The organism is Rhizobium sp. 01T437 (assembly GCF_056398505.1).
The window spans coordinates 1-13,069 of record NZ_JBFTPM010000028.1 but is presented as its reverse complement, the minus strand read 5'-3'; the positions used below and the strand labels follow the sequence as shown (position 1 = coordinate 13,069).

Here is a 13,069-nt window from a genome sequence, read left to right as displayed (position 1 = left end):
AACACGCTTATGGACTGCCGATAGATGGACGGATTTCTGCCAGGTGCTCACACCGCACCAACCTCTGTTGGGAGCTCCCAACAGAGCGGCCGTCCCGCTGAAACCTGATAAATCGGTGTCGATCAGGGAGAACGTCATGTGCGCCCCCATGCCTGCCGGATCAGCGTCTCGACTTCTCTGTTGACGGCATCGAGGGCTTCCATCGCGCGGTCATAGGTCGAGCGTGTCAGGTTCTCGCGGCCGATCTCATAGAGCGTCTGCTTTGTGAGGCCGGCATCGGAGACCGCTGCCGATTTCACCATCGCATTGATCATGACGTGATCGTCGAACAGATTGCGCAAGAGCGCCGCGACCTTCGTCTGCGGCGCATCCTGCGGCTCGTAGCGGGTGAGTAGATATCGAATGAAATCGTAATTGAGCTCGCCGCCGGCTTCGCGCACGACGGAGAGAAGGTCATGCGTCATCAGCAGAAACTGGCTCATGGAGGCCACGTCCAGCATCTGCGGGTGCACGGTGACGATCATCGAGGTCGCGGCGCAAAGGCCGCTCAGCGTCAGGTAACCGAGCTGTGGGGGGCAATCGAGGACGACGACATCATAGTTCTCGGCAACATCGTCCAGCGCCTTGGCGACGCGCATGAAGAACACGCCTTCGCCATCCCGGGAGCCGCGCATCAGCGCGCGCGGCGTCGTATGCTCGAACTCCATGAGTTCGAGATTGCCGGGGATGAGATCCAGACCGTCGAAATAGGTATTGCGCACGACCTCGGAGAGGGGGCGTCGCTCCTCATCGTAACGGATCGCCGCATAGAGTGTCTCGTTGGAACGGACATCAGTCTCCGGCATGACGCCGAGCATGGCGGACATGCTGGCCTGCGGGTCGAGATCGAGGGCGAGCACGCGGTAACCCTGCAGCGCAAGATACTGTGCAAGATGCACYGATGTCGTGGTCTTGCCCGATCCGCCCTTGAAATTGGTGACGGCGATAACCTGGAGGTGTTCGTTCTCCCTGCGGCGCGGCAGGAAGTCATGCGCTTCGCGGCCACGCGCGGAGGCGGCAAGCAGAGCGCGCAGCTCATTGAGCTGGCGCAGGGAGTAGAGGCGCCGACCATTGGTGCCGACATCGGGCTGCGGGCCTTCGCCGGCAAGCGTCATCTTTCGCAAGGTCGAATCCGAGACGCCGATCAGCTTGGCAGCCTCGCCCGATGTGAAGCGGCGCAGCGTCTTGCTCGCGGTCGGCGGAAACAGGGCTTCGCTGATTGCCTGCAACTGCGAGCTGATCGTCGACGCATGGGCGCCGATCGTCTCATCGACGCTACGCTGAAGGGTCCGAGAAGTCCTTTGTGGCTTGCTCACGCTCTAATCTTTCATCACGGAAAAACACCAGAAACGGCTGTTTATCCGTGACGATTACCGATCGCAGCGATTCTGGCAAGCTACTCCAGCAGAGCAAGGCTTTAGCGGGAGCGGTCACGATCATGAGTTTACGACAGAAGGATTACAATTTCCCCTGATATCTCCGCCAGTTAACAGAAATCCGATTCGCTTTGCAAAGCTGTGCCATCCTCACATCATTTTTGCGATCGATGCGGCAAAGCTGATGTTTTGATGCCGCGGACAGCCCCTGGCGCATCCCATTGAGAAGAATCAGCTATTACCGATTCCTAATCTTTGCCGGCAAAGGATCTGATGACCAAGGGGCGAGGCGCCCCTGTTGCCCCAATCCCCTGGGCGTTGACGAAGACGAAGGGCGCCCTTGTCATTAGAAATCCAGAAGAGGAGCTTACGCAAGCCATGCCTGCCTGGAACGCGGATATGCGCTAAAGGATGCCTGAGGCCGTTTTCGACCGCCGGTCGTACCAAAATCGAACAGGGGGTGACGGAATCAATCTGCGAAATAGATTCCGTATCGATGAAAAATGTGAGAAAAAACAGCGAGTTGAAAACGCACCAAACGGGCTGTCCGAAGCTCGCAGATGGCTCTTTCGAGCCCTTCTTCATATACCTTGCTTATAAACCATCCGGGACGTTTCTGCAATGATCGGCATGCTTCTATCCCCAGCAGACAGCCGGGGAAGCCATGCATCGTATAATGCCGCCTGCCCTAGCCACGGAATGTGTAGCCGGCAATCGAGGCCGGTTTCATCTCAATCGAGAAGCCTGGCTGGGTTGGCGGCATATAGGCCGCGTCCTTGATGATGCAGGGATCGAGGAAATGTTCATGCAGGTGGTCGACATATTCGATGACGCGGCCATCCTTGGTGCCTGACACCGCCACATAATCGATCATCGACAGGTGCTGCACATATTCGCAGAGCCCGACGCCGCCGGCATGCGGCCAGACCGGCAGGCCGAATTTTGCCGCTACCAGCAGCACGGCCAGTACCTCGTTCAGCCCGCCCATGCGGCAGGAGTCAATCTGGACGATATCGATCGCGCCTTCTGCGATGAACTGCTTGAACATGATGCGGTTCTGGCACATCTCGCCGGTCGCGACCTTCACCGGTGTTATGCCCTGGCGGATCTTGCGGTGGCCGGCAACATCGTCGGGGCTCGTCGGCTCTTCGATGAAGAAGGGCTTGGCGAAGGAGAGTTGGCTGACCCAGTCGATCGCCTGGCCGACCTCCCAGACCTGATTGGCGTCGATCATCAGGTAGCGGTCAGGGCCGATCACCTCGCGGGCGATCCTGAGGCGGCGGATATCGTCCTCAAGGTCGCGCCCGACCTTCATCTTGATGTGGTTGAAGCCGGCATCGATCGCTTCCTGGCAGAGCCGGCGCAGCTTCTCGTCCTCGTAGCCGAGCCAGCCGGCCGAGGTCGTGTAGCAGGGATAGCCTTCCTTTTCGAGCGTGGTGATGCGCTCGGCCTTGCCGGCTTCGGCCTGTCTCAGGATGGCGATCGCCTCATCGCGCGTCAGCACGTCGGTGAGGTAGCGGTAATCGACGATATCGGCGATTTCTTCGGCCGGCATGTCTGCAACGAGGCGCCAGACCGGCTTGCCGGCCTCCTTGGCAAGCAGATCCCAGACGGCGTTGACAATCGCGCCGGTCGCCAGATGGATCGCGCCCTTTTCAGGACCGATCCATCGAAGCTGGCTGTCGCTGGTCAGATGCCGCCAATATTTGCCGGGATGGGCCAGCACGTCTGAAAGTTCGGTGCCGACGACGAGATGCCGCATCGCCTCGATGGCCGCGCAGCAGATGTCGTTGCCGCGGCCGATGGTAAAGGTCAGGCCGTGGCCGGCAAGACCGTGCTTGTCGGTTTCCAGGATCACATAGGCGGCGGAATAATCCGGATCCGGGTTCATCGCATCGGAACCATCGAGGCTTTGCGAGGTCGGAAAGCGAAGGTCGAAAACGCGGAGGTCGGTGATGCGGGTCATGATGTTCTTCCCGTTGAGGGGCTGGCATCCTTCCTTGGAAGAAGCCGGCCATGCGAAAGCTCAGATCGTCCAGCCGCCGTCGATGGCGTAGGCTTGGCCGGAGGTGTAGGTCGCAGCGGCGAGGTAGACGGCGAGATCTGCGATTTCTTCCGGCGTGCCGAGCCGGCCCATCGGCTGGCGGGCGATGAAGGCGGCGCGCGCCGTGTCATAATCGCCCTGAGCGCGCATGCGGTCCTGCAGCGAGGGGCTTTCCACCGTGCCGGGGCAGATGCAGTTGCAGCGCACGCCCTGCGTCACGTAGTCGGCAGCGACGGACTTGGTGAGCCCGATCACGGCAGCCTTGGTGACGCCATAGGCAAAACGGTTCGGCACGCCTTTGATGCTGGATGCGACCGAGGACATGTTGATGATCGCGCCATCCTTGCGCTCCAGCATGCCAGGCAGCACGGCGCGGATGGTGCGAATCATCGCCTTGACGTTGAGATCGAAGGCAAACTCCAGATCGGTATCCTTCATGTCGAGCACGGAGCCGTTATGGACGGTGCCGGCGCAGTTGAAGAGCACATCGACGGCGCCGATTTCGGCCACCAGCGCCTTGACCGCCTCGTCTTCGAGCACGTTGAGCTTGTGGGTGGAAACCTTGCTCTCCGCCGCAAGGGTCGCCAGCGCATCGGTATTGATGTCGGTGGCATGCACCTTGGCGCCGGCAGCGGCGAAGGCAAGCGCGCTGGCTCGGCCGATGCCCTGACCGGCTGCGGTGATGAGAACGGTCTTGCCGGAAAGATTGCTTGTCATGTCATGGCCTCTTTGGGGATTTTTCGCGCGCTGGCGTGGTACTGAAATCTATCTCAAAAGGATCGGTCGGGATGAAGGCCGCGCTCGGCCATGTGCCTTGCAGGGCGATGCCACCTTTGTGCAGGCGATCACGATGTCCATGTTTTGCATGGCCTTCCTCCCTCTCCCGTTATCTTATTTTTGTCTCGCCTTGGCGAGCCTTTCCGGGGATTGCGATCGTCCGGCGTGAGAATATGCCGAACAATGTCCTCACATTTAATTTGTCTGTTTATAGACAAACAGACGATAGCCCCATGGTCAAGCGCGAACTTTTTCTTTTCCGTCCGCCCGTGTGCGTATATGCAGAATGATATTCACAGGAGGGAAGAATGGAGACCGACGAGTCAGATCGCTATCGCGCTCCGGCGCTCGACAAGGGTCTTGATATTCTCGAACTTCTGGCAGGCGTCGATAGCGGCCTGACGCAGGCTGAAATCGCCAAGCGGCTGGAGCGTAGCCCGAACGAATTCTACCGCATGCTCGACCGCCTGGTGAGGCGCGGTTACGTGACGCGGCTCGATGGTGACCGTTATTCTCTCACCCTGAAACTCTTCGGCCTGGCGCAGCTGCATGCGCCGGTGCGCCGGCTTGCCTCCTATGCGACGCCGCTGATGCGCGATCTCGCCCAGCGCTCGCGCCAGGCAAACCATCTTGCCGTCTTTGATCGGGGTGCCGCCGTTGTCATCGCCCAGCAGGAGGCGCCGGACTATTGGGGCCTGTCGATCCGCGTCGGTTCCCATATCAGCCTGTTCGACACCGGCTCCGGCCACGTGCTGCTTGCCTTCCGCAGCGACGAAGAGCGCGAGATGATGATCTCGGAACATGCGCGCAGCCGCAAAGACGCCGATCTTGGCCCGGAATTTTACGAGCGGCTGAACCAGATCCGCGAGCGCGGCTATGAGATGATGGCGAGCGCCCAGACGGCAGGTGTCTATAATCTTTCGGCACCGATCCTGGGGCCGGACGGGCGCGGCATTGCGGCGCTGACCTGCCCCTATATCGCGCTGGTGAATGCGCCGGCTGCGCCCGATATCACCCAGGCGATTGGCATGGTGCAGAAGACGGCGGCCGAACTCTCAGCGCTCGCCGGCGCAACGATCGCCCTGCCGGGTTAAGACCTGGCGGAATTTCTATTTGAATAATCCATTCACCAAAGCTAGGTTGCTGCCAACTCTTTGGAGGAGAAGAGCGTGTTTATCGATACCCATCTGCACGTCATCGACCGGTCGGCGCTGAATTATCCCTGGCTTGCCGATGTGCCGGCCCTCGACCGCGACTTTCTCTACGAGACCTATGAGACCGAGGCCAAACGCTGCGGCATCACCAAGGTGTTGCACATGGAGGTGGATGTCGATCCGGTCATCATGCAGGCCGAGACCGACTATATCAGCCGCCTCGGCGATCTGGTTGCTGGCGCGATCGTCTCCTGCCGGCCGGAAGAGGATGGTTTTGCTGCCTATCTGGAGCGCCAGAAGGCCGATCCCTTCGTGAAGGGCTTTCGCCGCGTGCTGCATGTGGTGCCTGACGATGTCTCGGAAGGTGTGCTCTTCCGCGAGAATATTAGAAGGCTCTCCGGCACCGGCCTAACCTTCGACCTCTGTACGCTGCCGCACCAGGTCAGCAAGGTGGTGGCGCTCGCCGATGCTGCCCCCGATGTGCAGTTCGTGCTCGATCATTGTGGCAATCCGGATATCAAGTCGAACGCCTTCGAGCCCTGGAGCCGCGGCATTGCCGAAATCGCCAGGCGGCCGAATGTCGTCGCCAAGATTTCCGGCATCGTCACCAATGCCGATCCGACAAGCTGGACGGCGGAAAACCTGCGGCCCTATATCGAGCACGTCATATCGAGCTTCGGCTGGGATCGTGTGGTCTGGGGCAGCGACTGGCCTGTCTGCACGCTGGCGAACGGCCTTTCCACCTGGGTCGCGGCCACCCAGGCGGTGCTGTCAGGCACCGCGGAAACGGAGCGTTCGAGGCTCCTTCACGGCAATGCACAGCGTCTGTGGACGCTCTGAGTTTCACTCAGGTTCGCCCTTTTAGGGTTCAATTCTGCCGGATTCTCGCTTGAAGTGATCTGTCGCTACGTGCAATCCGTAGGGGCTCTCGGATGGCGCGATGTTTTGGCCCAGCCTAAACTACATCCAAGCAATTGCTAGGTTGAACTAACTCGGCTAAAAGTTGTTGTTACCGGCCGTGTAAGTTGTCGGCCCGGTTTTCGCAGGAGGGAATATCAGATGAAAGAAGAACCGCATTCCGTAGATGTTCACGTCGGCAAGACGATCCGTATACAGCGCCTGCTGAGAAAGGTTTCTCAGACGGAACTGGGCGATCGTGTTGGCGTGACCTTCCAGCAGATACAAAAATACGAAAAGGGCTCCAACCGTGTCTCTGCCAGCATGCTCGTCGAAATCGCCGGCGCGCTCAGCGTCGATGTCAGAACCTTCTTCGACGACCTGACGGCGCCCGCCGCCAACGCAAACGATAATCCCGCTCCGAGCGAAGAATTCATCATTTCGCGTGAAGGCGTCCAGCTCAACGCTGCCTTTTTCTCGATCAAGAACGAGCAGCTTCGCAAGAAAATCCTAAAGCTCGTCCAGGCGATTGCCAGCACGGAGCAGACTGAAGTCGACGCTGCCGAATAACGCGTCGGCCTGATTTTCTAGCGCTCAGTCGCACCCTGCATCAGGGCTAATGGCGATCGATCACGATCAGATTTTCGCCAGCGTCCTTCATTGCGATCTTGGCTTTGCTGCCGACGAGTTTTTCGAGGTTCGCATCGAGTTCCCTATCCGGATCGATGCCGTCCCAATCGATGACGACCTGCAGCAGCGCCATGTTTGTCAGGTGCATGAGATTGCGCAGCTGAAGTTTTTCAGCCTCGTCCTTGGCTGCCGACAGCAGCCGGAAGAGTCTTGCGTATTCTCTGCCTGCACCCTGGTCCCTTTTTTCGAACATTGTTTCCGCCCTCGACAACAGTCATATCCCCACACAAGTTACCTTGGGCTTGGAACCGTTATTCGAGCGTTACAGGTTGCATCTGCTGCGTGACTTCGGCCTGGAGCAGCTCGAAATGCGAGGTCGCAGCAAAGCTCCAATCACGGTTCGTTGACGCAAACTCTCCCTTTTGCAGCCATTCCAGCACGAGCCTTGCATCGGTACGCTTGCGTTCGACGCGATTGGCGCGGATCGCCGCCAGGATTTGGTCGCGCCGCAGTTTGCGGGCAAAGTGAGACTCTTCGACCACCTTGGCATAGGTCCGTTCCGAGAAATGCAGGAAGCGGCCAGCGAGCAGCAGCTTCTTGCGTTCGCTGACGGTAATCTCACCCTTCGCATGCAGGCCTTCGATCGTCGGCTCGAAATCGACCCAGGGAACAGATAGCGGCAGCCAGCCAAGCTCCTGCGGTGCATGGACGAGCGCCACTGCCTCGTCATCGATGAGATCGCCGGATTCGTAATCGTCGAAGATCGAGCCGATGCCGACCATGCCGAAGGCGGCGCATTCGGCAGCGCGCAGCGCGCCCATGCTGGAGCCGCCGGCAACGGCAACGCCTTTTTCCAGCGCAAAGAGGATTTCCTTGTGCCAGACGGACGGCAAATCGCCGAAATAGCCGTCGATGAGACCGATTGCGGTCGCCCCCTCCTGCACGGCTTTCAGAATGTCGCCGCAGGCGGCAGGCGGGCGGAAATCGATATCGGGATGCTTTCTGCGGGCATCCGCAATCTCGCTTGCAAGGCTCGGACCGACGAAGAGGATCTTCATGCTGCGGCCTCCCTGATGACGTTGACGGCGCGCAGGCCGAGCTGGATGTACTGGCCGCTGATATCGACCTCGAGGCCTGGCACGATGACGCGCACGACGGAAACCGGAAGGGTGGGGTGTGACAGCGGCACGGCGATGATCTGGCCGATGCCCGCAGCCCTCAGCCGGCCGGAAATGTGGCGGATCGTGTCCTGGATCGTCGTCGGGCGCTGCGGGCGCATGGGGAAGGGTTTCAGTGCCGCATCATTATTGCAGAGATCGACGACCTGGCGCATGCCGGCGCTGCGGTCGATCCGCTGGTAGATCTTCGGCGAGAAATCGTCGCGGCTGCCGGCAATCGCTGTCAACCGGCTCTGGGCAGCCTCGGTGATGGCGCGAAGAGCTGCGCGTGCTGGATCAGGATGGCAGCCGCAACCGCCGCAGACCTGGGCCCAGCGGGCATCGACGCGGTCCGAGAGATTGCCGGGAATGATGACGGCAAGAAAAGCCGGGACACCGATATCGGTGGTCATGTCGATTAGCAGCAGTCGCATGCCGGCCTGGCGGATGCGATCGACCATGACGTCGATCACGGCATCGCCGAAGGCGAGCGGATCGATGCGGTTCTGCTTGAGCTGTTCAGGAGATTTGAGCTGGGTCAGCGCCCAGGCATCGCGCTCGACGAGTTCGCAGAGCCCGTGCAACACGGCTTCGGCCGGCGTATTGCCCGAGGCCAGGCCATCGCTCGATTGTTCGAAGCCCGGCGGGCGTTCGCCGCGATGGTCGAGGCCGACCAGCCACCAGGGCACGAAAGTGGTGCTGCCCGAAAGAAGATCGAAGCCGGAGCACCAGGGGACTTGACCATCGCCGATCTCCTCGGGCGCGCAGCGCGCCACGCTGTCGAGGTCGATCATAACGGCCCGTTCGGCCCTCATGGTCTCGAGGCTAGCGAGCGTCAGATCGGTAGGTGCAATTTCGGCGATGCGGGTCTCGATCGCCTCCATGGCGGCAGAGGTCATCGCCGCTTCCTTGTCGATGCCCTTGCCCTGGAAGACCGACAGCGTGTGGCTGTTCGGCCTTGTGGCGAAGGCAACCGGAATGTTCAGCACGTCAAGGCCGGTCAGCAGTCCGACGCGGGTGATGCCGAATTCGCGCAGATGCGGCTTGATGGCCGCAAAGGTCTGCGCCGGGGTCATCGACCGGTCGTGGTAGCTGTTGATGCCTGCCGATGATCTGTTGAGGTCAGCGGCAAGCGTTTCAAGGTCGGCCAAAGCAGACATGCTGATCGATTCCTTAGCGGAACCTCAGTGCATGCGTCAGGCTTTCAAGGCCATTTGCCGAAACGTTGAGTTCGTCCTGCTTGACGGCTGCCTTGGCAGCAGCAGAGAAACGGAGTGCGGGAGCCTGGATTGCAGCGTTGGTTTCAACGGTTTTCATGATCTCTCTCCAAATGGTTGGGCGGCTGACCGCCGTTAACCATTCAAAAAGAACATTGCCTGCGTCATTTAAGCGTTACAGGCTTCGTTAAAAGGCTGTGTATCACGGAAGACCGGCGAGTTGCAGGCCCTTTATCAACGGTTCGGTGAAGGCCGGATCGCGATCGGGGACGAAATGACGGATCCCTTCGCTGCGGAAATCGGGGAAGTTTTCCAATACCACCTTGGCGTAATTCCGGGCCTTCGCAGTATCGCCCGCCATGGCATGGGCGGCTGCGAGCAGGCGCGCCGTCGCCTGTTTTGCCTTCACCGGCTCCAGCGCATCGATCGCCTTTTCATACTCTTCGCGCATGAAATGAATGCCGCCGAGGTTCCAGTAATAATAGTCCGGCGGCAGCGGATTGAGCTTGAAGGCGGCGCGGCTGAGCTCGAGGGCCCGATCGAAATCGCCGTCATGGGAAAGTGCGTCGGCGAAATCGGCTAGGATGTCGGCATCGTTGGGATTGAGATCCTGAGCCTGCTGGAAGGAATCGAGGCTTTCTTCGAACCGGCGGCGATAGAGCGCCACGAAGCCGAGTTCGCGATAGGCCCGGCCGCTGTTCGGGTCGGTCTGCCGCGCCATCCTTGCGGCGCTGTAGGCTTCGTCCAGCAGTTCCCGATCGCGCATCCCGCGGATCAGCCATTCCATGCCGAGGGCACGAGACATGCCGGCATGAGCCGGCGAGAAATGTTCGTAGCGGCTGAGCGACGACTTGAACCATTTGCGCGCCTGGCGCAGGTGCTGCAGGTCGGTCTGTGAAATCAGCCGCTTGCCTTCGAGATAGAGACGATAGGCGGAAGCCGGCACGTCGCCGAGCGGCATCGCCAGTTCGTAGCGCTCGATCGTATCGGCAAGCGTCATCACGATACGCCGGGTCAGCTGGCTGAAGGCTTCGCTGATTTTCTGCATCGCAAAAGGAATTTCGACGGCCCAGAGCACTTCTGAAGTCGCCGTGCGCGTCAGCCGGCAGGTAGAATAGACATCCTCGTCGCGGCTCTGGATCGTAACATAGACGGCATAGTCGAAGGACAGGTCGAGCGGACCGATGGTCGGGCGCGTCGGGTCGAGCGCGCGGCTCAGCATTTCCAGGCTTGTATGAGCGGCAATCACCTTGAAGCCGCGCTGCTGGCTGAGGCCGATCGTGACATCTTCGAGCAGCGCGCGGCCGACGCGCTCCATCAGCGGATCGGTAAAGATGCTTTCGGGCGGCAGGATGACGATACGCGGCTGGCCGGCCGGATCGATCAGCAGTTCCGACACCGGATGCGGACGTTCCGCCGCCGCCGGATGGGCCGCGGACAGGATGCCGAGTTCGCGGGCAAGGGCCGTCGTCGCCTCGTCCGGCTCGATATCGAAATCGTCCTTGAGCTGGCTGCGGCATTTCAGATAGGCCTGACGCGCCGCCGGCAGATCGTTCATGCGGGCATGGGCGCGCATTAGCGCGCGGCAGGCGATCTCGTTGGCGGGGTCGAGCTCGATCAGCCGCTTGGCAAAGGCGATCTGTTCCTCGTCCGGGCGCTCGTCTTTACTTTCCAACAGGCGGACAAGATGCGCCATGCGCGCTTCGTTAATCCGCTGACGCTCGAAAGTCAGCCAGTCCTCGGCACCCTGTGTTGGAGATTTGACGCTTTCGAGCAGTTCTCCGAGCAGGATGCTGCTTTCGTCCGGCCCCAGCACATCCTTCCTCTTGAGGATATTGAGATCGATCTCCCAGCCGGGCGCAAGGCCGAGATGGGTGCGTGTGGCAGTGAGTAAGGGCGGTAGGCCTTCGGGAATGCTCTGTTCGATGCGCGACAGAAGCTGGCGCAGGCTGCCGGCCCGTTTTTCGGGAAGTTCGGATTGCCAGAGCTGGCATCGGATGGTTTCGCGGTCGACCAGCGGTTCCGACGATAGCGCTAACATTGCCAGCAGGAAATAGGATTTTTCGGGCAAGGGAAGCTCAGTCCCGGCGGCCAGCAATCGCGGCCTGCCGAGCAGACATAGTCTGTTCGCTTTCACTTCCCCGGTTGACCCGTCCATCAGGGTTCTCACCTTCAAAAGCCGGAACGCTTGGAACGGACCGACCGATTACATGATGTTAGAGTGAATAGCGGGCAACGGGAAGCGCTTTTGCTTTGCTGGAGCAATATTTTCATCGAATATTTACGCTCCAGCCGGTGCTTGCTACCAACACACTTTACGAATACTGCATATGGACGTGAGACGCCGCTCTATTTCGGAGCATCATCCCGCCATGCGAACCGGCGCTGCCGCCATGTATTCGTCTAGTGTCGCCGCTTCCTCGGCCGAGAGGTAAAGTCCCTTCTTGCTGCGCCGCCAGAGCACGTCGGCGGCCGTCATGGCCCATTCCTGTTGGACGAGATATTCGACCTCGGCCTCGTAGAGATCGGATCCGAACGGCCTGCCGAGATCGTCGATCTTCTGGGCATTGCCGAGCAGCGTGGCAGCCTTCGTGCCATAGCGACGGACCAGCCGGCGGGCATGCGGCTCGGTCAGGAACGGATAGCGCGCCTTGAGCCTGCTGACTTCACCCTCGTAGCCCTGCACCGGAAAGTCGCCGCCCGGCAGGTGGCTGCCCGCCGTCCACGGCCTGCCCTTGATCCCGATCGCYTCGCCGATCTTTTCGAGCGCATGTTCCGACAGCCGCCGATAGGTGGTGAGCTTGCCGCCGAAGACATTGAGAAGCGGTGCCTCGCCCTGCTTGCCCTCGACCTTCAAGACATAGTCACGCGTGGCTTCCTGCGCCTTCGAGGCGCCGTCGTCAAASAGTGGGCGAACCGCCGAATAGGTCCAGACGATATCCTCGGGCTTCACCGGCTCCTTGAAATATTCCGACGCCGCATTGCAGAGATAGAGCGTCTCTTCCTCGGAAATCTTCACGTCCTTCGGATCGGCGGTGTAGTCGCGATCGGTGGTGCCGATCAGCGTGAAGTCGGTTTCATAGGGGATGGCGAAGATGATGCGGTTGTCGGGGTTCTGGAAGAAATAGGCGCGTGGGCCCTCGAACTTCTTCCTGACGATGATGTGGCTGCCCTGGACGAGGCGCACATGCCGGGCCTCGTTCTGGCCGAAGGCGGAACGGATGACATGATCGACCCAGGGACCGGCGGCATTGATGAGCATGCGGGCCTGATGGCGCTCGCTCTTGCCGGTCACCGTGTTGATCGTCTCGATCGTCCAGACGCCCTTCTCCTGAGCATCATTCTGCTGTCGGGCAGAAACCACCTTGGTGCGCGGCATGATCAGTGCGCCCTTGTCGGCGGCATCCCGGGCATTCAGCACCACCATGCGGGCATCGTCGACCCAGCCGTCGGAATATTCGAAGGCCTTGGAAAACAGCGCCTTCAGCGGCTCTGCCGCCGGATCGGTGCGCATGTTCAAGACCGCGGTCGGCGGCAGGAGCTTGCGGCCGCCGAGATGGTCATAGAGGAACAGGCCAAGCCGGATCATCCAGGCCGGGCGGATGCCGCCCTTGTGATAGGGCAGCACGAAGCGCAGCGGCCAGATGATATGCGGGGCCATGGCCCATAAGATCTCGCGCTCCATCAGCGATTCCCGCACCAGGCGGAACTCGTAATGTTCGAGATAGCGAAGACCGCCATGGATGAGCTTGGTCGCACCCGACGAGGTGCCGGAGGC

Annotated in this window: 12 protein-coding genes; 3 read left to right on the top strand and 9 right to left on the bottom strand. The window is 60.4% G+C overall.

All coding sequences use genetic code 11. The features are described 5' to 3' along the window. Nucleotides 1-134: 134 nt before the first annotated feature. The 3 genes from repA to AC1DM5_RS32495 form a co-directional block, all read right to left on the bottom strand. Entirely contained in the window at nucleotides 135-1,355 is a 1,221-nt protein-coding gene (gene repA, locus AC1DM5_RS32505; RefSeq protein WP_477823032.1) for a plasmid partitioning protein RepA, read from the bottom strand. A 748-nt stretch (nucleotides 1,356-2,103) separates the two neighbouring features. Continuing rightward, nucleotides 2,104-3,381, bottom strand: a complete 1,278-nt coding sequence (locus tag AC1DM5_RS32500) for an L-fuconate dehydratase (RefSeq protein ID WP_477823031.1) — start codon at nucleotides 3,379-3,381, stop codon at nucleotides 2,104-2,106. A 60-nt stretch (nucleotides 3,382-3,441) separates the two neighbouring features. Further along, entirely contained in the window at nucleotides 3,442-4,176 is a 735-nt protein-coding gene (locus AC1DM5_RS32495) for an SDR family oxidoreductase (RefSeq protein WP_477823030.1), read from the bottom strand. A gap of 368 nt (nucleotides 4,177-4,544) precedes the next feature. Between AC1DM5_RS32495 and AC1DM5_RS32490 the strand changes: the two genes are divergently transcribed. The 3 genes from AC1DM5_RS32490 (at nucleotide 4,545) to AC1DM5_RS32480 (ending at nucleotide 6,857) form a co-directional block, all read left to right on the top strand. Beyond that, on the top strand, nucleotides 4,545-5,330 hold the full coding sequence (locus AC1DM5_RS32490) for an IclR family transcriptional regulator (RefSeq protein ID WP_477823029.1): 786 nt from the start codon (nucleotides 4,545-4,547) through the stop codon (nucleotides 5,328-5,330). 75 nt (nucleotides 5,331-5,405) lie between these two features. Beyond that, nucleotides 5,406-6,230, top strand: a complete 825-nt coding sequence (locus AC1DM5_RS32485) for an amidohydrolase family protein (RefSeq protein WP_477823028.1) — start codon at nucleotides 5,406-5,408, stop codon at nucleotides 6,228-6,230. A gap of 219 nt (nucleotides 6,231-6,449) precedes the next feature. Beyond that, entirely contained in the window at nucleotides 6,450-6,857 is a 408-nt protein-coding gene (locus AC1DM5_RS32480) for a helix-turn-helix domain-containing protein (protein ID WP_113320281.1), read from the top strand. Nucleotides 6,858-6,903: 46 nt separating this feature from the next. On the opposite strand, the gene AC1DM5_RS32475 is transcribed toward AC1DM5_RS32480, so the two are convergent. The 6 genes from AC1DM5_RS32475 to glpD form a co-directional block, all read right to left on the bottom strand. Further along, nucleotides 6,904-7,170 carry a hypothetical protein gene (locus AC1DM5_RS32475; protein WP_007812121.1) on the bottom strand — a complete coding sequence of 89 codons (267 nt, stop codon included), beginning with the start codon at nucleotides 7,168-7,170 and terminating at the stop codon, nucleotides 6,904-6,906. Between the two features lie 58 nt (nucleotides 7,171-7,228). Beyond that, entirely contained in the window at nucleotides 7,229-7,975 is a 747-nt protein-coding gene (locus tag AC1DM5_RS32470) for a TfuA-like protein (protein ID WP_477823027.1), read from the bottom strand. Next, nucleotides 7,972-9,234, bottom strand: a complete 1,263-nt coding sequence (locus AC1DM5_RS32465; protein ID WP_477823026.1) for a YcaO-like family protein — start codon at nucleotides 9,232-9,234, stop codon at nucleotides 7,972-7,974. Before AC1DM5_RS32465 ends, AC1DM5_RS32470 begins: the two co-directional genes overlap by 4 nt. Nucleotides 9,235-9,247: 13 nt before the next feature. Next, entirely contained in the window at nucleotides 9,248-9,391 is a 144-nt protein-coding gene (locus AC1DM5_RS32460) for a hypothetical protein (RefSeq protein ID WP_007812114.1), read from the bottom strand. Between the two features lie 102 nt (nucleotides 9,392-9,493). Next, nucleotides 9,494-11,449: a BTAD domain-containing putative transcriptional regulator gene (locus AC1DM5_RS32455; RefSeq protein WP_477823025.1), complete on the bottom strand. Its 1,956-nt coding sequence runs from the start codon at nucleotides 11,447-11,449 to the stop codon at nucleotides 9,494-9,496. 204 nt (nucleotides 11,450-11,653) lie between these two features. Next, nucleotides 11,654-13,069: glycerol-3-phosphate dehydrogenase (gene glpD / locus AC1DM5_RS32450; protein WP_477976623.1), on the bottom strand; the 1,416-nt coding region annotated here is incomplete at its 5' end.

Coding starts and splice junctions, on each gene's coding strand:
- AC1DM5_RS32500 (WP_477823031.1), bottom strand. CDS start 3,381: ATGACCCGCATCACCGACCTCCGCGTTTTCGACCTTCGCTTTCCGACC.
- AC1DM5_RS32495 (WP_477823030.1), bottom strand. CDS start 4,176: ATGACAAGCAATCTTTCCGGCAAGACCGTTCTCATCACCGCAGCCGGT.
- AC1DM5_RS32490 (WP_477823029.1), top strand. CDS start 4,545: ATGGAGACCGACGAGTCAGATCGCTATCGCGCTCCGGCGCTCGACAAG.
- AC1DM5_RS32480 (WP_113320281.1), top strand. CDS start 6,450: ATGAAAGAAGAACCGCATTCCGTAGATGTTCACGTCGGCAAGACGATC.
- AC1DM5_RS32475 (WP_007812121.1), bottom strand. CDS start 7,170: ATGTTCGAAAAAAGGGACCAGGGTGCAGGCAGAGAATACGCAAGACTC.
- AC1DM5_RS32470 (WP_477823027.1), bottom strand. CDS start 7,975: ATGAAGATCCTCTTCGTCGGTCCGAGCCTTGCAAGCGAGATTGCGGAT.
- AC1DM5_RS32465 (WP_477823026.1), bottom strand. CDS start 9,234: ATGTCTGCTTTGGCCGACCTTGAAACGCTTGCCGCTGACCTCAACAGA.
- AC1DM5_RS32460 (WP_007812114.1), bottom strand. CDS start 9,391: ATGAAAACCGTTGAAACCAACGCTGCAATCCAGGCTCCCGCACTCCGT.
- AC1DM5_RS32455 (WP_477823025.1), bottom strand. CDS start 11,449: ATGGACGGGTCAACCGGGGAAGTGAAAGCGAACAGACTATGTCTGCTC.